Below are 18,502 nucleotides of genomic sequence, written 5' to 3' on the forward strand. Positions count from 1 at the left end.
CGTCCCTCAGACAACAAGTTCCATCATATCGTACGCCACGCTTACGTTAGCGGCGCCTTCCAGCATTTTTTCGAGCGCGGCCGGGTCAGAATATTTCCTGCCGATATGGGTAAGTACCGTTCTTTTGACCTTTTCCGCCTTTATCATTTCCAGCACTTCCGGTAAAGCCGCATGTTTATAGTTCTTTTCCGTGATATCATTGGAAAAATATGTACAGTCCTGTATCAGAAGGTCCGCGCCGGCGGCGAGGGCCTTCAGGTTATCACATATCTCCGTATCGCCGGAATATACTATCCTTCTTCCCTTTTTTACCGTGGATATCTCCTCAAGACACACCCTCCTGCCATCAAGATACGTCTCGCCCTTTTCCTTTAGTTCCGAATAGAACTTTCCTTCTTCAGGCAATCCCGCTTGTCTTGCCTTTTCAACGGAAACACAGACCTTATCCTTTTCGAATATCCCGAAAGCTACCGCGGGGATACTATGCCTTACCGGCACGGATACAACAACGAACCTGTCGTTCTCGAAAACCTTGTCTATACGTGACCCGGAACTCCTGAGATTATCAAGAACGACCCTGACCTTCCCCATGCTATAGGACCGTTTGATCAGCCTCCTGCCTTTTCGCGCTTCCGGACAATGGATATGGAGTTCTTTCGTACGTCCCTCGAACCCCATGGTATCAACAAGACCCGCCAGGCCCAGACAATGGTCGCCATGCCAGTGAGTTATGAATATATCATCGAGCTTCATCATATTTATGCCCGCGGACATCATCTGACGTTGAGTACCCTCACCACAATCGAACAACATCGGCACCTCATTGCCATCGTCATAAGAGATGAATATGGAAGCATGCGCTCTTTGTGGCGTGGGGACCCCAGCCGTGGTTCCGAGTATGGTCACTTTTATCCGGGACATCTATCAGCTTCTTTGTTAGCGATCTTCTGGCGCCAGTAGGCAACGGACCTCTTAAGCCCATCTTCGGTGGTGAACTCCGGCCGGTATCCCAGTTTTTCCCTAGCCGCGGAAATATCATACACCCTGTCCTTAAAAAATGACCGTGCCCAGCCGGAGAATGGGGGGAACATAAGTACCGGCCCCGCCAGCCATGAAGGTATCACGACAGGAAAACCCCCGCATATCTCCCTGTACAGTATCTCAAGAAAACCCCTTATGGTTATCACTTCTTCGTCAGCTATCATAAAAGTGCCGCTTAGCGCCTCTTCACCCTCCATGGCAAGTTCGATCGCCTGTATAAGGTTGTTTATATATAAAAGTTGGAGTTTCGAATCCATACCGGACACGTCGGGCACCGGGATCCTTCTCAACAATACTTTCGTGAAAATCTTCTCAAGCGCGTGTGGCTCATCCTCACCGTACACCATACACGGCCTTAATATGGCAGATCTAAGACCTTTCTGCCTGAAATCCTTGACGACCCTCTCCGCCTCGATCTTCGAACGCCCATAACTATTGCTGGCCTTGTACGGCATATCCTCCCTGAGAGGCGCGGCGTCATTACCGCTTACAACAGCTACTGAACTGATATGCACGAATCGGGCGATATCCGAGGCAAAACAAGCCTTGCAGAGATTCCGCGTACCGTCCACATTTGTGATGAAAAGTTCTCTTTCGTCCTTCGACATGACTTTCGCGGCGGCGTGACAGACCACATCGGGCCGTGTCTCCGCGATTATCCTCGCGATATCCTTTTCGTCAAGGATATCGGAGATCATGACATCCGCGCCGGCCTCACTGAGGAACTCGAACCTGCTGGTATTCCTTACCAGGCAGATCACATTATGCCTCCGGGAGATAAGCCTGGCGGCCAGGTTGCGCCCGATAAAACCGGTCCCACCGGTAAGAAGTACCCTCAATTATGCCCTCCCCCGAAATACCAGTTTAGCCGTAAGGATCATGGAACAAAGGACCAGAGACACGGAATTAGCGACTATTATGGGGATCTGGTCCTTGACCACACCGTATATAAGCCACATTACTATACCGAATGTGAGCATTAGATACATATGGAGCGATATGTCCCTTACATGCCTCGTCCTGATTATCTTCATGACCTGTGGGACGAAAGACATGGTAGTACATGTTCCTGCGATGAACCCTATAATGTTCATATGGATCTCTTGCATTCTCGATCTCCGTTACCGTTGTGCCCTATTTAAGGGCCTCCGTTATGTTCTTCACGCGGGTCAGCCAGGGTTTGGCCTTATGCGGATCGGGTTTAGTATACCATGAACTCAATACCTCAGCAGCAGGTTTGTCATTAGGGGTAAAGCCCCTGTCGTTAGGTCCCCCCATCAATGGATGGGTCCTCCACGTCCACCAGTACATGCCGTAGAACCATTTTTTATTCCAGAACGTCTGTAGCGCCGCGCGGTAACCCCTTTCTTGCTGGGCGATGTCCACAGGCCCTGTAGGCTGATGCGCCCACGGCTCCCGGACAGTGCCTTCACAGCTTTTATACCCTATCTCCGGGAATATCACCGGCTGGCCATGGGTCGCCTGCCACTGCTCTATATCTTTGAGCCACGGACCCCAGTTCTTCAATATCTCGATATAAGAAGGTCTGTCTTTATCCGAAAGCGGGAAATACGCCGCTATACCGGCATAATCCAGGTATTTCCAGAACTTTATTTCCTTATATTCCTCGTGCCAGTTAGCCGTATATACAAGCCGGCCCTTATAGGTCCCTCTGACCTCTTTGATCAGCTCTATCCACTTGTCCGGCCTTTGTGTGGTCGTAAGCGCCAGTTCCGTACCTATATTGAACATCTTAACATGTTCGGCTTCGGCTATGACCGCGTAGTGAAGGATGAAAGCCCTGTACCCCTCGAACCACTTATCCCATTCCGCGGACGTACTGAACGATATATCCCCGCGCCATAGTCCCCCCTCTGTGTCCTCCAGGTCAAGTTGCGGAGTAAGCATGATCTTCATCCCCAGCCTGTGCGCCCTCCTTATTACATGTATAAGAGCCTCGTCCGCCGGCGTTTTTTCTGGAAGTGGGCGTATCAGCGTACTTCTGGCGACCGGCTGGTACCATGTTGTAACAAGATTTATCCATGTCGCGTTTATATCTCTCTCGATCTTAGTGATAGCTATATCCGATTCTTCAGCGGAATATTTCAGCGGCTGCCACGATGCATAGCACACCCCTTCCTGCCATTCCGGATAGGGATCGGGCTCGCTATACGCTATATCGTTAATGATGGCGGAAGCATCTAGTGTTCCGGAAGTGGCACCGACCCACCCGTTCCACTCATCGTACCTGTCGGACGCGATATCCACGTATTCCGTGGACTGGCCGGCGGCACCACCTGTAAGCAACAGCTTTTCACCACTCGGTATTATATAAGGATCCTCCTCATACAGCTCATACGTGCTGCCGTATTTGACCTTACCGTTAAAGACCTCTATAGCGGCCCCGGAACCCTTATCCGCCGTCACTTTCCATCCGGTCCCCCGGGCACCACACGTACCCAGAGGCGTCTTGATCCTGAACGTGGCCTTCCTGCCGGGGCGGGACAATGAGGCTATTACCTCACCATATTCCATTTCCAGCTCTATCCGATCCTTGGCATTGAGCTTTACCTGGCTTTTTTCGCCGGCAGTCATTACAGCCTGGCCTTTTCCCCCGAGCAGCACCGTACAACTGGATCCCGCGCCCGTACGTATGATATCTCCCGTGTCCAGCTTATATCCTTTACGATAAGGTTCCCAGTCGTCCTTTTCAGCGTTGTATACCCTGATATCCCCATGTCCCGATAATATCCTGCCGTTGCTGAAATACAGATAACCCGCATATCCCACATATAAAAAAACCGATGCCGACACAACACATATGAAGAATGCCGTTATTTTCCTGATAAACCTCATTCGTGCCCTCCCTTCAGGCACACTGCCCATGATCCGGCATGCCGTATATATACATTCCTTATCATTGTAACCATATACCCTCTCGTTATATCCCGAACATATGCCTTAATATGATATCGGCAACGATCGCCACGATAGAAAGTATGAAAATGAATAAATAGTTCAGGTCCTCACGCGATCGCGATATCGATGTGAGCAGGAACTCTGCTATTTTTCTTTCTTCCCCCGAGAGCGGGACGCCTTCCCGGACCTTTCGTATTATATCACGCCCCTTTATAACACGTTTACGGCGCATGGTTATGCAGAACCTGTACAGGAAGAAAAGCATATATCCTATGGCGCCGGCATACCATACCGTGCGGACATACCGTGGGGCCATATAGTTGACGATAATAAGCGCCCTGAAGGCGAGTGCGGATAATATCCCTATGATAAAAAAAAGATTGATCACCGAAGGCGGCATTACACGAAGTGGTTTTTCCATGTTTCCCCTGTGTGTTTACTGGATATTATGCTCATCTTATCGGCTTAGCGAACCTCAGGCCTATCCTTATACCATAAGAAAGTATCCTAAGGTTACGCACCTCGGCCGGTATGTGAAAATCACTGCCCGAAGAGGAAATAATATGGACGTTAAGTCCTTTCTTGAGAAAATGCTGTGACAATATGGCCATGCCGTTCCTGGACACATCCAGGACACGTGCCTCAAAATCAAGGTTAATATGTTCCTCAATAATACCCGATCCGTTGAAAAGTGGCGCGTGTATCCTCACGGTGGAATCCCGGTCCTGCCTTACCCTTTTTTCGCATCTCATGTCGAGGAACTTAGTTATGTCCTCTTCATCATAGTGCTCGCTTTCCAGCATCTTTCTCAGTCGCGCCTTGCCGCTCGCCTCAAAAGACGAATAACCTACCATGAAACCCAGTATAAAACTGAATATCATGCCCGGTATCAACAAGAACCCCTGTGACAGGCAGGTCAGGTCCATATTCCCGTTTTCCCTCTTTTTCCTTGATATATGCTGATCGCATATTTGATATATATAAGATATTACTCGCGAACACCGACCTTTGCAAGCACCTCTTGGATTTTACCCCACCATGAACGCTTCCCAACCGGGTCCACTACTCGCTCAGCTTGAACCCTATGCGTATGCCCGACGGCATAAGTTTGAGGTTACGCACTTCTCCCGACACATTGACGTTCATATCATCATGACTGTATATACGCGCGATCTGCCCCTTTTTCAGAAATACACCGGAAATGATACTTATCCCGCTCTTCGATACATCCAGTACCCTGGCCTCGAAGGTCATGGTCTCGCCATGAAAAGAGACTCCGGCATTATCAAGCCTTTCGGTCTGTACTGTTACCGTACTGTCTTTCGGGATACGTTCATGCTTACGACACTCTGCGTACCTCCCGGGCGAAGATCCCTTTTCTTCTTCCATCATCTGGCGAAGCGATATCTTCCCTCTTTTTTCATATATGAGATAGCTCATAACAGCCCCGGCCACAACTGCGGCAATAATGACCGGGATCGCTACAAGTAGTACGTAGAACATGATGGAAGTGGTCATCTCCCCCCTTTACCGCGTTTTTTATCCTTACCCGCCGGCCCCTCTTCTCGGGGCTGATGCACGATCATCTTTTTCAATCGCGCTATCTGGTCACGATACACTATGGCCTTTTCGAACTGAAGATTGCGGGCGGCCTCCTCCATATCGTACTCGAGCTGGTTCATCACCTCTATAATGTCATATTCCTCGGGCGTTTCACCCGCGGCGCTCTGCACGATCTCCTTAGCCTGGCGATAAGCTTCTATCCCTTCGTTAATGGCCTTGACCACGGTCATAGGGCTTATACCATGCCGCGTATTATACGCGACCTGTTTTTCCCTGCGGCGCTCGGTAAGGTCCATGGTCTCCTTCATGGACCGGGTCATATTATCCGCGTACAGGATAACTTGTCCGTTCAAGTTACGCGCGGCGCGCCCGGCCGTCTGGACAAGACTTGTCGTGCTTCGCAGGAATCCTTCCTTATCCGCGTCCAGCACAGCCACGAGTGAGACCTCCGGCAGGTCAAGACCTTCCCTCAAAAGGTTTATACCGATAAGACAATCGAACTTACCCAGCCTCAGGTCGCGGACTATGTCTACCCGGTCAAGCGCGTTTATCTCCGAATGCAGGTACTTGACCCGGATATCCATATCCTTCAGGTATTCCGTAAGTTCTTCCGCCAATCTTTTGGTAAGCGTGGTAACAAGCGTTCTTTCCCCTTTCTTCGCCCTGGCCTTCACTTCCTTCATAAGGTCATAGATCTGCCCGTCGGTAGGCCTGACCTCTATAGGCGGATCGATGAGCCCCGTAGGCCGTATCACCTGTTCGGCGATAACAGCACTCGTATCCTTCTCATACTCACCCGGCGTTGCCGACACAAAAAGTATCGACGGGGCTATTTCCATGAACTCATCAAATTTAAGCGGCCTGTTATCAAGGGCCGACGGCAACCTGAACCCGTAGTCGACCAAAGTACGTTTCCTGGCCTGGTCGCCGTTATACATCGCGTGAAGCTGGGGCAATGTCACATGTGACTCATCAATGATAATAAGGTAATCGTCCTCGAAATAATCCAGCAAACACCATGGCCTGGACCCCGGGTCGCGCCCCGATATGTGCCGCGAATAATTCTCTATGCCGTTACAATACCCGAGTTCTTTGAGCATTTCCAGGTCATACGCTGTTCTTGACATCAGCCTCTGGGCCTCAAGAAGCTTACCTTCCCCGTTGAGTTCCTTAAGCCTGCTGTCGAGTTCCTCTTTTATCGATCTAACCGCGCTATCTATCTTATCCTGCGTGGTGACGAAATGCTTGGCCGGATATATGGAGATCTTGTCCAGATCAGTTATTATATCCCCGGTAACAGGGTCTGTTTCAGATATGCGCGAGACTTCGCTGCCAAAGAATTCTACCCTTATCGCGGTCTTCTTATAAGCCGGCAGCACTTCGATGATATCGCCCCTTACGCGGAATTTGCCCCTGTCCAGGTCCATGTTATTCCGCTCATACTGTATGTCCACGAGTTTCCTGAGGAATTCTTCCCTGGAAAGCGTCTGGCCCGTACGCGCCTCGGCAAGCATATTGGAGTAGTCCTCGGGCGACCCCAATCCGTATATACATGAAACACTTGCGACTATCAATACGTCCTTGCGCGACAGTATCGAGCTCGTAGCCGATAACCTCAACCTGTCTATATCCTGGTTTATGGACGCGTCTTTCTCTATATAAAGATCGGTCTGAGGCAAATACGCCTCCGGCTGGTAATAATCATAATAACTTACGAAATACTCTACGGCGTTATCCGGGAAGAATGACCTGAATTCGGAATACAACTGGGCGGCAAGCGTTTTGTTATGCGATATCACAAGCGTGGGTTTGTTGAGCCTGGCTATTATATTGGCCATGGTAAAGGTCTTGCCGCTCCCGGTCACACCAAGGAGCGTCTGGCGGATATTACCACGGGAAAGGGACCCAAGTATGGTTTCTATCGCCTGGGGCTGGTCCCCCGAAGGCTTAAGGTCTGTCACAAGATGGAATGCGTCCATAATATCGATACTGAAGATCGTCGGTCCTTAAAGGCACAGAAGGGATCACCCTCTCCTGTAGACTACTTCCATACTGAGATCCAGGCCCTTTACCGTACCGGTAAGGGCGCCTATGGAGATCATGTCCACGCCTGTCACGGCATATCCCATGATATTGGCCTCGTTCATCCCTCCTGAGACCTCAAAAAGCACTTTTCCCTCAAGATCTTTTTCCCTGCGGCATTCGACAGCTTTGCGAATGGTCTCCGGGTCCATGTTATCCAGCATTATGACATCGGGAGCGGCTTCCAGGGCATAACCGCACTCGGCGAGTGTTTCGACCTCTATTTCCACGCGTATATTGGATTGTACGTTCTTACGCGCACGATGAACTATCTCTTTTATCACCTTTTCACTGTCGGCGTTATCTTTCTGCATCGCGAACGCTTTTATATGGTTATCCTTTATCAGCACCATATCGTAGAGACCCTGCCTGTGGTTATATCCGCCACCTACCCTCACCGCGTATTTCTGCAGATACCGGTGAAGAGGTATCGTCTTCCGGGTGTCGTATATCTTCACCCCTGTCCCTTTGACCATCTCAACGATAGATCTCGTTCTTGTCGCCGTACCACTGAGCATACTGAGAAAGTTAAGCGCCACGCGTTCCGCCTTTAATATGGACCACGCTTCTCCCTCAATAAAAGCTACTTCCTGCCCGGGGTTCACATTATCCCCGTCAGACACCATGGGTTTGAACTTCAGGCAATAATCCACCGAGGCGAACACCCGTTCTACTACCCCCATACCGCAGATAACGCCTTTTTCCCTGGCTATGATCACGGCATCAGCCACAAGGAACCTGTCCAGAACCGCCTGGGACGTTATATCCCCCGTCCAGATATCTTCCTTGAGCGCGAATCGCACTATCCGGTCTATCCTTTTTTTATCTAATTCCATAACACATCCTCTATCCCCGTGTGTCCTTCCCGGAAAGCATTTCGATCTCAGCCCGGGTAAGTTCCCTGTATTCGCCCCGCCTCAAACGTCCGAGAGAAAGCCCCGCGTACTTTACCCGGTCAAGCGCCTGGACCCTGACCCCCGCCTGCCTGAACATCTCGCGTATCTGCCGTTTACGACCTTCGTGGAGATAGACCCTGTAAACGGTCCCCTCTCCTGAAGTTCTTTCCGTCTTTATCACGCATGGCGCGGTTTTCCTGCCCTCGACCTCGATCCCCGACGATATCCTCTTTATATCGTTATCCCCAAGTTTACGCCCCACGGTGACCAGATATTCTTTTTCTATCCCGAAACTCGGATGCGACAACCTGTTAGCCAACGGTCCATCGTTCGTGACCACCATTAGTCCTGTAGTATCCTTGTCGAGCCTTCCAACCGGGTACAAACGTGCTTTTATTTCCCGGAAGAAATCTGTCACCTTTTTTCTCCCATGAGTATCGATAGCAGTGGATATAACGTCTACGGGCTTATTGAGCATAAAATAATATTTCTTCTCGTGGCCAACAGGAACACCCTTAACACATACCTTCTGTTTGCTCGGATCTACCTTGTGACCTTTCTCCCTGACGACCACACCATCGACAGTGACCTGTCCGTTCTCTATCACGCTTATCGCGGCCCTCCTCGAGGCTACTCCCGCGTGCGCAAGGAATGTTTGTAATCTTTGTTCCATATTATCGGGATTCTCCGGGATGAACGGCGTCAGCCCATATCACAGCAAAGCGGATATGTTCTCTTTGAGGTCTTCGATCTGGTGCCGGAATCTTTCCTGCTTGTCTTTCTCCTTATTGACGACATCCTCGGGAGCGTTCTCGAGAAAAGACCTGTTCCCGAGTTTCTTGGTTATACCATTAAGGTATTTCTCAAGCTCGGAGACCTTTTTATCTATGCGTTCCTTCTCCCGGTCTATGTCGACAGCCTCACCAAGAGGTACATAGACATTTATGTTCCCGACAAGGGCCGCCACCGACCTCTCGGGCCTGTCTATCTGCCCGCCGATGGCTGCCACGGTCGACCTTGACAGCCTCTCGATGTAAGGCAGGTTATCCTTGATCGCCGCGATCTTATCGCCCGAGGGAACGTTCAGGAAGACCTCGATCTGCGTGGTCTGCGGTATGTTCCAGAAAGCACGGATATTCCTTACCCTTGTTATTATATCAATGATGACCGCCATAGAAACCTCTGAATCCTCATCATCGAACCCATTGTCCGACACGGGCCATGCCGCGATCATTACGCTCCCCTTGCACGTAGGTACCTTATCCCATATCTCTTCGGTTATGAACGGCATAATAGGATGCAGCAATTTAAGCGATACCGCGAGCACATGGACCAATATCTCACATGTGTTCAACCGGTTCGATGCCAGTTTTGATATTTCCAGGTACCAGTCACAGTATTTATGCCATATAAAGTCATACAATTCCATCGCGGCGTCGTTAAAACGATACGCCTCAAGGCTTTTCTGCACCTTATCGATCGTACGGTTAAGATTGGACAATATCCACTTGTCCGCGAGCGTCAATTTGTCCCTGTCTATCCTTCCCGAGATGTCCTGCCCCTCCGTGCTCATAAGGACGTACCTCGACGCGTTCCAGAGCTTGTTTGCGAAATTACGGCCTATTTCGAACTTGTCCCTGGAAAGAAAAACGTCCTGCCCTTGGGAGGTAATGGATATTATACTGTATCTCAGGGCATCACTGCCGACCTCACGAACGACATCAAGCGGGTCTATCACGTTCCCGAGGGATTTAGACATCTTGGTCCCGGTAGCGTCACGTACAGTACCATGTATGTATACGTCCTTGAACGGTACGTCCCCGCGGAACTTGATCCCGGCCATTATCATCCTGGCCACCCAGAAGAATATGATCTCCTGCGCAGTGACAAGGGCGTCCGTGGGATAGAACTTCTTGAGGACCTCGGTCTCATCCGGCCAACCCATGGTCGAGAACGGCCACAGCCACGAACTGAACCAGGTATCCAGCACATCAGGGTCCTGCTCGATATCCACCGAACCACAGTGAGGACATTTATCCGGGACATCACCTACAAAAATACCCGGAGTATGTGGTTTATCTACCTCCACGTCCAGTACGTTATCGAACTTCAGACAGCCTTTACAGTACCACACGGGTATCCTGTGCCCCCACCATATCTGCCTGGATATGCACCAATCCCTTATATTATCCATCCAGTTAAGATAGACCTTGGTCCATCTCTCGGGATAGAACCTTATCTTGTCATCTTTTACCGCTTCTATGGCCGGACCGGCAAGTGGCTTCATTTTCACGAACCACTGTTTTGACAAACGTGGTTCGACCACTGTATGACACCTGTAACAGTGCCCGACCGCGTGCCTGTGGTCCTCGCTCTTGATGAAAAGATGCCTTTGTTTCAGGTCCTCTATGATCGTTTCCCGGCACTCGAACCTGTCCATCCCCTCGTAATCGCCGCCGAGGCTGTTTATCTTTCCATTGGCATCCATGACATTAATGCGCGGCAATCCATGCTTTGTGCCAAGCTCGAAATCCACGGGATCATGCGCGGGTGTGACCTTGAGCGCTCCAGTCCCGAAAGTCGGGTCAACGTTCTCGTCAAAGATCATCTTTATCTCGCGCCCCACCAATGGAAGTATCAACATCTTGTCCTTGAGATGGGCGCGGGCCTCATCTTTGGGATTTATCGCGACAGCCACGTCCCCGAGCATGGTCTCGGGCCTCGTGGTAGCAACCACGACATAATCCTCGTTCTCTTTTTCCAGCTTTTCATGTCCCTTGACGGGATATTTTATGTAGTACAGTTTCCCTTCCACATCCCTGTGTTCCGCCTCCTCGTCACTGAGCGCGGTCTCGCACCGTGGACACCAGTTAATGATATAATCCCCTTTGTACAGAAGACCATCCTCGTAAAGCCTGAGGAATACTTCCTTTACAGCACGTGAAAGACCTTCGTCCATAGTGAACCTGGTACGGTCCCAGTCACATGAACATCCCAGGCGTTTCAACTGGCGTATAATAGTGGAGCCATACTCCTCTTTCCATGTCCATACGCGCTCTATGAACGCTTCCCGCCCCAGCTCGTCACGTGTGAGACCTTCTTTAGCCAGCTGTCTTTCCACTACGTTCTGCGTGGCTATTCCGGCATGATCGGTGCCGGGCATCCACAACGCCTCATGCCCCTGCATGCGCTTCCACCTGACCAGTATATCCTGTATGGTATTATTCAGCGCATGCCCCATATGCAGGATGCCTGTTACGTTCGGAGGAGGGATGACTATACTGTATTTTTTTTTGCCACTTTTCTCGTCCGCGTGGAAAGAACCGTTCTCCACCCATCCTTGATAGGTCTTCTCCTCGGACAATAGCGGATCATATTTAGTGCTTAATTCGCTCATCTCTTTTTCTTTTCGTCCTTCATGAATTTATATTCGATCGAGTCCTTGAGCGCGAGCCAGCTGGCCTCAATGATATTCTCGGATACCCCGACCGTCCACCACGAATCTGTCCTGTCCTGTGACTGTATGAGCACCCTTACAGGCGCGGCCGTGGCCGCTTTCTCGTCGAGCACCCTTACCCTGAAATCCGAAAGGTGCATTTCCTTCAGGGATGGATAGAATTCCATGAGACATTTCCGTAAGGCCTGGTCCATGGCATGAACGGGACCGTCACCAAGGGAAACAGTATGCCTGTACTCATTCCCTATTTTAAGTTTTACAGTAGCTTCGGACACAACCGGTCCGTCCCCCCGCTTTTCGACTATGACCCTGAAATCCTCCATGTCCAGGTGTTTTTTGAACGTATCAGAAGCCTTCTGCATCAAAAGGAGCAGGGACGCTTCCGCCAGTTCGAACTGGTATCCCGCTTTCTCCATGTCCTGCACACAGTTGAGTATCTCTTTGGCCCGCCTGGAATCCTTATCCATATTTATCCCCATCTCGCCGGCCTTGTCGATTATGCTGGATTTTCCGGAAAGCTCCGAAATAAGCATTCTCCTCTTATTTCCCACTGTCTCGGGGGGAAGATGCTCATAAGTCCTGGGGTTCTTGAGCATGGCGTTCACATGCACCCCGGCCTTATGGGCGAACGCGCTCTTGCCCACATACGGCTGGAAATCCTGTTGTTTGACATTGCTGATCTCGGATATATACCTGGATGCTTCCGTCAATTCCTTGAATCCGAACGCCGTAAGACATGTCATCCCCAGCTTGAACTTAAGAGCGGGCAGGATAGAGACCAGGTTGGCATTCCCGCATCTTTCGCCATAACCGTTGAACGTACCCTGGACATGATCACATCCCGCCTGTACCGCCGCGACCGAGTTCGCGACAGCCATTTCCCCGTCGTTATGTACATGTATACCAAGCGGAGCGTTAATCGTTTCCTTGACCTCTTCCACTATTTCAAATACACGCCCGGTCAATGCCCCACCATTAGTGTCGCAGAGTACCAGCGTCTCGGCCCCTCCGGCAAGCGCCGCTTCGAGCGTCTCTATCGCGTATTCGGGATTATCTTCATAACCGTCAAAAAAATGTTCGGCATCATATATGACCTTGCGACCTTTCTGCCTCAAGTACCTTACCGAATCCTCGATCATACTGAGGTTCTCCTTGAGCGTGGTCCTGAACACGCTTTTCACGTGCAGATCCCAGCTTTTTCCAAATATCGTAACATACGAGGTCTTGGCCTTGAGGAGACCCTTCATCACCACGTCTTCGGAAGCCTTGACTCCCGCCCTCCGCGTACTGCCGAAAGCGACAAGTTCGGCCTTTTTAAGTTTAAGGCCTTTGGCGGCTTCGGCGAAGAACTCATCATCCTTCGGGTTCGACCCCGGCCAGCCACCCTCTATAAAATCCACACCGATCTCATCCAGTTTCTGGGCAATACGCATTTTGTCCTTTACGCTGAAAGAGATGCCCTCCGACTGGGACCCGTCCCTGAGGGTTGTATCGTAAATGAACACTTTTTTCATAATGACCCCTTTTGCGCCCTTCTATAACGGCCTATTTTTTCCTTTTGGACGACCGCTTCTTCTCTCCAAGCCCGAAAGCCTTATGTATCACACGGACCGCCCTGTCAGCATCTTGTTTTTCCACTACACACGATATCTTTATCTCGCTCGTGGAGATCATGCCGATGTTTATCTTCTCGGTAGCCAGGGCCCTGAACATCCTGGCGGCAACACCGGAATGGCTTCGCATTCCTATGCCGACCACCGAGACCTTAGCGATGTTCTTATCGAATTTCACGCCCTTAGCGCCTATGTGCTTCACTATGCTCTTTATGACATTCTGGGTCCTGGTAAGGTCCTTTTCCTCGACAGTAAAGGAAATGTCGGTGGACCTGGTCCTGGAAATGTTCTGTACTATCATATCCACGTTCACATCCGCCTTCGCGAGTTCCTCAAATAGCTTGCTGGCCTCACCTGGCTTATCAGGCACATCGCAAACGGTTACTTTGGCCTCGTTCTTGTTCGAGGTCACGCCCCTGACCAAAACATCTTCCATATCCTTGACCTCCCTGGTTACCAATGTCCCTTCTTCCGGGGACATGCTTGATCTTATCTGCATGGGAACGTTGTATTTGCCGGCCACTTCCATGCTCCGAGCCTGCATTACCTGAGCCCCGAGAGAAGCCATTTCCAGCATTTCCTCATAAGTTATCGTGCTCAATTTACGCGCATCCGGCACGACCCTGGGATCCGCGGTATACACGCCTTTCACGTCGGTATATATCTCGCACAGGTCCGCGGAAAGGACTTTTGCCAGCGCTACCGCCGTCATATCGCTGCCACCGCGTCCGAGAGTGGTTATCTCGTGGTCCGGATTTATACCTTGGAAGCCGGCCACTATAACAACCTTGCCCTTGGCCAGTTCCTTTTTTATACGCTTAGTGCCGACATCCAGTATCTTGGCCTTGGTATGTGAGGAGTCTGTCACAATGCCGACCTGGGCCCCGGTGAAAGAGATCGCTTCCACTTCCCTTTCATGCAGGGCCATAGCTAGAAGCGCTACAGAGACCTGTTCCCCCGTAGAAAGCAGCATGTCCATCTCCCGGTCCGACGGGTTATCCGTTATCTGGGACGCGAGCTCCACAAGTTCGTCGGTAGTGTCCCCCAAAGCCGACACCACTACGACCACATCGTTCCCTTTTTGTTTTGTAAGCGCTACTCTACGCGCCACCCCTTTTATCCTGTCGGGATTGGCCACGCTGGAGCCACCGAATTTCTGTACTATGACTTTTCTCCTGCCCATTTCCGTCCCTTATATTTGCTTTTTCTGTCCCGGGTCATTTCGATATCAATAACTTCATCAGTTCATGCCCGTGTTTCAACTCCATGCTGCCGGCTTTGGCGGCTTTTTCCGAGAACACCGTAACACCATCCGGCTCCACTCCTTTACCGGCTATAGCGAACGGTACCGGATCGGAAGTATGGGTCCTTTTCTTGACGGGAGTAGGATGGTCCGGGGAGATAAGCACCCTGAAGTCCTTACCACTGTTCTCCATGGCCTTCAAGACCCGCGAAGTGATCTTGCTGTCAAAATTCTCTATGGCTTTTATCTTCTCCAGGATATCGCCATTATGCCCGGCTTCATCCGGGGCTTCTACATGTATGAAGACCATATCCATCTCGTCAAGCGCCTCGAGCGCCGCTTCAGCCTTTCCGCTGTAATCCGTATCGTAATAACCCGTGGCACCGGGCACATCTATGACCCGCAGCCCAAGCACTTTGCCCATTCCCTTGAGAAGATCGACCGCCGATATTATGGCCCCTGAAAGACCGTAAGCGCTCGAGAACAATGGCATGTCGGGTTTTTTCCCCTGACCCCATACCCATATCATGTCAGCCGGGTTCTGGCCAAGGTCGATACGAACCTTGTTTATATCATGTCCCTTGAGGACCTCACGCCCCCTGACCATGATATCCACCAGTTCCTGTTCTTTCGGGTAATATTTGTCTATCGGCTGGTCCAGTATGTCATGGGGCGCGAAACATTCCGTCTTGGCCAGTCTTTCGGCTTCGGTCCGGGACGAACACTTGATAACAAGCAGGTTCCTGTAGCTTGTCCCGGTATAGAACCTGTAGCGGCTGCTTCCAAGACATCTGTCCAGCTCCTTGACAAGCATATCGGTCTCTTTCGTAGAAATATGCCCGGCCGAATAATCGGCCATTATACCGTCGGAGATAGATACCATGTTGAACCTGAACGCCACGTCGTTCGGCCCCAGGTCCACACCCAGATTAGCCGCTTCCAATGGCCCTCTCCCGCAATAATATTTCCGGGGATCATATCCCAATATGGAAAGATTAGCCACATCGCTCGCCGGCGTCATACCTTTTGGGACATTGCTTGATATCCCAACGATACCTTTTTTCGCTATCAGGTTCATGCCCGGCGCGTTGGCCACTTCCATACATGTACGGTCATTGAGCTCTTCCAGCGGTTCTCCCGCCATACCGTCAGGAACGAGGATAATATACTTCATAAGATTATAGACCAGCCTCCTTGACCACCTCTTCAAGCTTTGGCTCAACTACCGGAGGATGTTCCAGGCATTTTATAGCGCGATCCGGATCCTTGAGCCCATGGCCCGTGAGCACACAGATTATGTCCTTTGTCTCCCCATCCGCAAGTTCCGGGAAATATCCCTCTCCCGCCTTTTTCATTACACCCGCCACGCTTGCCGCCGACGCGGGTTCACAGAACACCCCGACTTTCCCGGCCAGGAACTTATAGGCGTCAAGGATCTCATCGTCCGTCACCTTGTCTATGAGCCCACCGGACTCATCCCTTGCCTCCTCGGCGGACTTCCAACTGGCGGGATTCCCGATCTTTATCGCCGTCGCTATGGTCTGCGGGTCTTTTACGGGCCTTCCTTCCACTATGGGAGCGGCCCCCGCAGCCTGGAAACCAAGCATTACCGGGCATGACCTGGTAATACCCGAGGCCTTATATTCTTTATATCCTTTCCAATACGCCGTGATGTTCCCGGCATTCCCGACCGGAAGCGCGTGATAATCCGGGGCATGGCCCAGCTTATCGCATATCTCGAAAGAAGAGGTCTTCTGCCCTTCGATACGATACGGATTTATCGAGTTCACCAAAGTTATAGGATACTTTTCCGTAAGCTCTCTCACTATTTCCAGCGCGTCGTCGAAATTACCCTTGATTGCTATGACCTTCGCGCCGTGTATAAGGGCCTGGGCCAGCTTACCGAGCGCTATAGCGCCTTCGGGAATGACCACTATGCATTTTATGCCCGCACGTGCCGAGTATGCCGCAGCCGAAGCCGAGGTATTCCCCGTAGACGCGCACGCGACGGCCTTTGATCCCGCCTCCAGGGCTTTTGAGACCGCCATGGTCATTCCCCTGTCCTTGAAACTCCCGGTAGGGTTCAGGCCTTCATACTTAAGCCACACCCTGTATCCTTTGCCAACGACCGCGGCTACAGGATCGGCTTTTATCAGCGGCGTATCCCCTTCCTCAAGAGAGATCACCGGGGTTTTCCCCGATACCGGAAGATATTTTCTGTATTTGTCTATAAGTCCCATGTTCTCCTCTCGATCAAAAGCTACTGTTCCATCCTTATGGCGACCGTACTGTCGCTTACGTGTTCCAGCTTATCCGCTTCCATTATGGCTTTTCTCATATCGCCTTCAAGCGCTTTATGCGTAAGTATTATCACGGGCACCGGCCCACCTTCATTCCTTTCGTCCTGAGATACACTGGCGATACTTATGTTATTCTTAGCGAGAACGGAAGATATACCGGCCAGCACACCGGGCTTATCAATAACGGAGAACCTCAGGTAATAAGATATCTTTATATCTTCCATCTTCTTTATCCTGCCACCGGGAGCGAAAACCGGGTCGCATGCCGGCTGGTCCGGACTCCCGGAGCTGTTCATGTTCCTTGCTATCTCGATGATATCGCCCATAACGGAACTCGCTGTCGGCCTGCTTCCGGCCCCTTTGCCAAAAAGCAGCGATTCCCCGACGAGGTCACCCTTGATGAATATGGCATTGTCCGCGCCGCGTACACCCGAAAGAAGATGAGATACCGGTATCAACGTCGGATGGACCCGAAGCTCTATGCCGTCGGCGGTATTCTTGGCGATAGCCAGGAGCTTAACGCTATATCCCCATCTTGCGGCGTTCCTGATGTCCTGGCTGGATACAAGCTCTATCCCTTCGGTGTAAACGTCTTTTGCCGTAACATCCGCGCCAAATCCCAGTACCGACAATATTGCCAGCTTATGCGCGCTGTCGGCCCCGCTTATATCCAGGGTCGGATCGCTTTCAGCGAACCCTTTGGCCTGCGCGGTCCCCAGGGCGTCGGCGAAAGAACATCCTTTTTCCGACATTTCCGTCAATATGAAATTGGTCGTACCGTTGAGTATGCCGTATATGGTCTCTATCCTGTTAGCGACAAAACTGTCACGTAAGGTCCTGATAACGGGTATGGCGCCGCCTACACTCGCCTCGAAATTCACGGATACACCTTTCGCGGAAGCCGCCGAAAAGATCTCTTTCCAGTGCTCGGATAAAAGGGCCTTGTTAGCCGTAACTACATGCTTGCCCTTACGTATCGCCCCAAGTATTATGCTCTTTGCCGGCTCAATACCGCCAATAAGTTCAACGATCACGTCTATGTCGTTATCGTTCAGCAGATCATCATAGGACCCGGTAATGATATCACATTTTCCCCTGGAAATGTCTTTCAACGCGGCCGCCGCACTATCGCATACACCTTTGACCTTTAAAGACACCCCGGCCCTTTTCTCGATAAGAGGTCCATTGCTTATCACAGCATCATATACGCCCTTGCCTATGGTACCAACGCCTATTATGCCTATATTGACCGTTTTCATCTCTCCTCTTTCCGTCAGTATAAGGTCTTGAAAAAATGGTCGGGACGGCCGGATTTGAACCGGCGACCCCTAGTCCCCCAGACTAGTGCGCTAAACCAGACTGCGCTACGTCCCGACTATGGATTGTAC

At 51.0% G+C, this 18,502-nt stretch carries 16 protein-coding genes and 1 tRNA gene; all 17 read right to left on the reverse strand.

Annotated features, from left to right (window positions below):
• Positions 1-6: 6 nt before the first annotated feature.
• The 17 genes from PHH49_00520 to PHH49_00600 all read right to left on the reverse strand — a co-directional run bounded on the left by PHH49_00520 (position 7) and on the right by PHH49_00600 (position 18,488).
• A complete protein-coding gene (locus PHH49_00520; GenBank protein ID MDD5487435.1) occupies positions 7-921 on the reverse strand; it encodes an MBL fold metallo-hydrolase in 915 nt (304 codons plus the stop codon).
• The gene (locus PHH49_00525) at positions 909-1,880 is read right to left on the reverse strand and encodes an NAD(P)-dependent oxidoreductase (GenBank protein ID MDD5487436.1); all 972 of its coding nucleotides are present in this window, start codon (positions 1,878-1,880) and stop codon (positions 909-911) included. The genes PHH49_00520 and PHH49_00525 overlap by 13 nt, the downstream gene beginning before the upstream one ends.
• A complete protein-coding gene (locus PHH49_00530; GenBank protein MDD5487437.1) occupies positions 1,881-2,150 on the reverse strand; it encodes a SemiSWEET transporter in 270 nt (89 codons plus the stop codon). It lies immediately after the preceding gene.
• Between the two features lie 25 nt (positions 2,151-2,175).
• Positions 2,176-3,897, reverse strand: coding sequence for a FecR domain-containing protein (locus PHH49_00535; GenBank protein ID MDD5487438.1), 1,722 nt, complete (start codon positions 3,895-3,897; stop codon positions 2,176-2,178).
• 85 nt (positions 3,898-3,982) lie between these two features.
• Positions 3,983-4,381: a hypothetical protein gene (locus PHH49_00540; GenBank protein ID MDD5487439.1), complete on the reverse strand. Its 399-nt coding sequence runs from the start codon at positions 4,379-4,381 to the stop codon at positions 3,983-3,985.
• Between the two features lie 31 nt (positions 4,382-4,412).
• Positions 4,413-4,886 (reverse strand): PilZ domain-containing protein, encoded by a 474-nt coding sequence (locus PHH49_00545; protein ID MDD5487440.1) that lies wholly within the window; start codon positions 4,884-4,886, stop codon positions 4,413-4,415.
• Between the two features lie 136 nt (positions 4,887-5,022).
• On the reverse strand, positions 5,023-5,478 hold the full coding sequence (locus PHH49_00550) for a PilZ domain-containing protein (protein MDD5487441.1): 456 nt from the start codon (positions 5,476-5,478) through the stop codon (positions 5,023-5,025).
• Positions 5,475-7,502, reverse strand: a complete 2,028-nt coding sequence (gene uvrB, locus PHH49_00555; GenBank protein MDD5487442.1) for an excinuclease ABC subunit UvrB — start codon at positions 7,500-7,502, stop codon at positions 5,475-5,477. The genes PHH49_00550 and uvrB overlap by 4 nt, the downstream gene beginning before the upstream one ends.
• A gap of 45 nt (positions 7,503-7,547) precedes the next feature.
• Positions 7,548-8,441 (reverse strand): carboxylating nicotinate-nucleotide diphosphorylase, encoded by an 894-nt coding sequence (gene nadC / locus PHH49_00560; protein MDD5487443.1) that lies wholly within the window; start codon positions 8,439-8,441, stop codon positions 7,548-7,550.
• Between the two features lie 10 nt (positions 8,442-8,451).
• Positions 8,452-9,174 (reverse strand): pseudouridine synthase, encoded by a 723-nt coding sequence (locus tag PHH49_00565; protein MDD5487444.1) that lies wholly within the window; start codon positions 9,172-9,174, stop codon positions 8,452-8,454.
• A 39-nt stretch (positions 9,175-9,213) separates the two neighbouring features.
• The gene (locus PHH49_00570; protein MDD5487445.1) at positions 9,214-11,898 is read right to left on the reverse strand and encodes a valine--tRNA ligase; all 2,685 of its coding nucleotides are present in this window, start codon (positions 11,896-11,898) and stop codon (positions 9,214-9,216) included.
• Positions 11,895-13,472 carry a citramalate synthase gene (gene cimA, locus PHH49_00575; GenBank protein ID MDD5487446.1) on the reverse strand — a complete coding sequence of 526 codons (1,578 nt, stop codon included), beginning with the start codon at positions 13,470-13,472 and terminating at the stop codon, positions 11,895-11,897. The genes PHH49_00570 and cimA overlap by 4 nt, the downstream gene beginning before the upstream one ends.
• A 31-nt stretch (positions 13,473-13,503) precedes the next feature.
• Positions 13,504-14,754, reverse strand: coding sequence for an aspartate kinase (locus PHH49_00580; GenBank protein ID MDD5487447.1), 1,251 nt, complete (start codon positions 14,752-14,754; stop codon positions 13,504-13,506).
• A gap of 34 nt (positions 14,755-14,788) precedes the next feature.
• Positions 14,789-15,988, reverse strand: a complete 1,200-nt coding sequence (locus tag PHH49_00585; protein ID MDD5487448.1) for a cofactor-independent phosphoglycerate mutase — start codon at positions 15,986-15,988, stop codon at positions 14,789-14,791.
• A 4-nt stretch (positions 15,989-15,992) separates the two neighbouring features.
• Positions 15,993-17,054 (reverse strand): threonine synthase, encoded by a 1,062-nt coding sequence (thrC, locus tag PHH49_00590; protein MDD5487449.1) that lies wholly within the window; start codon positions 17,052-17,054, stop codon positions 15,993-15,995.
• Positions 17,055-17,074: 20 nt separating this feature from the next.
• Entirely contained in the window at positions 17,075-18,373 is a 1,299-nt protein-coding gene (locus PHH49_00595) for a homoserine dehydrogenase (GenBank protein ID MDD5487450.1), read from the reverse strand.
• Between the two features lie 36 nt (positions 18,374-18,409).
• Positions 18,410-18,488, reverse strand: a tRNA-Pro gene (locus tag PHH49_00600).
• Positions 18,489-18,502 lie beyond the last annotated feature (14 nt).

This window comes from Candidatus Omnitrophota bacterium, assembly GCA_028715965.1.
Lineage (GTDB): Bacteria > Omnitrophota > Gorgyraeia > Tantalellales > Tantalellaceae > JAQUQS01.

Bases quoted from the DNA above. Each gene is read 5' to 3' on its own strand.
- PHH49_00565 (MDD5487444.1), bottom strand. From the start codon at position 9,174: ATGGAACAAAGATTACAAACATTCCTTGCGCACGCGGGAGTAGCCTCG.
- nadC (MDD5487443.1), bottom strand. From the start codon at position 8,441: ATGGAATTAGATAAAAAAAGGATAGACCGGATAGTGCGATTCGCGCTC.
- PHH49_00595 (MDD5487450.1), bottom strand. From the start codon at position 18,373: ATGAAAACGGTCAATATAGGCATAATAGGCGTTGGTACCATAGGCAAG.
- uvrB (MDD5487442.1), bottom strand. From the start codon at position 7,502: ATGGACGCATTCCATCTTGTGACAGACCTTAAGCCTTCGGGGGACCAG.
- PHH49_00585 (MDD5487448.1), bottom strand. From the start codon at position 15,988: ATGAAGTATATTATCCTCGTTCCTGACGGTATGGCGGGAGAACCGCTG.
- PHH49_00550 (MDD5487441.1), bottom strand. From the start codon at position 5,478: ATGACCACTTCCATCATGTTCTACGTACTACTTGTAGCGATCCCGGTC.
- PHH49_00580 (MDD5487447.1), bottom strand. From the start codon at position 14,754: ATGGGCAGGAGAAAAGTCATAGTACAGAAATTCGGTGGCTCCAGCGTG.
- cimA (MDD5487446.1), bottom strand. From the start codon at position 13,472: ATGAAAAAAGTGTTCATTTACGATACAACCCTCAGGGACGGGTCCCAG.
- PHH49_00520 (MDD5487435.1), bottom strand. From the start codon at position 921: ATGTCCCGGATAAAAGTGACCATACTCGGAACCACGGCTGGGGTCCCC.
- PHH49_00570 (MDD5487445.1), bottom strand. From the start codon at position 11,898: ATGAGCGAATTAAGCACTAAATATGATCCGCTATTGTCCGAGGAGAAG.
- PHH49_00535 (MDD5487438.1), bottom strand. From the start codon at position 3,897: ATGAGGTTTATCAGGAAAATAACGGCATTCTTCATATGTGTTGTGTCG.
- PHH49_00530 (MDD5487437.1), bottom strand. From the start codon at position 2,150: ATGCAAGAGATCCATATGAACATTATAGGGTTCATCGCAGGAACATGT.
- thrC (MDD5487449.1), bottom strand. From the start codon at position 17,054: ATGGGACTTATAGACAAATACAGAAAATATCTTCCGGTATCGGGGAAA.
- PHH49_00540 (MDD5487439.1), bottom strand. From the start codon at position 4,381: ATGGAAAAACCACTTCGTGTAATGCCGCCTTCGGTGATCAATCTTTTT.
- PHH49_00545 (MDD5487440.1), bottom strand. From the start codon at position 4,886: ATGGACCTGACCTGCCTGTCACAGGGGTTCTTGTTGATACCGGGCATG.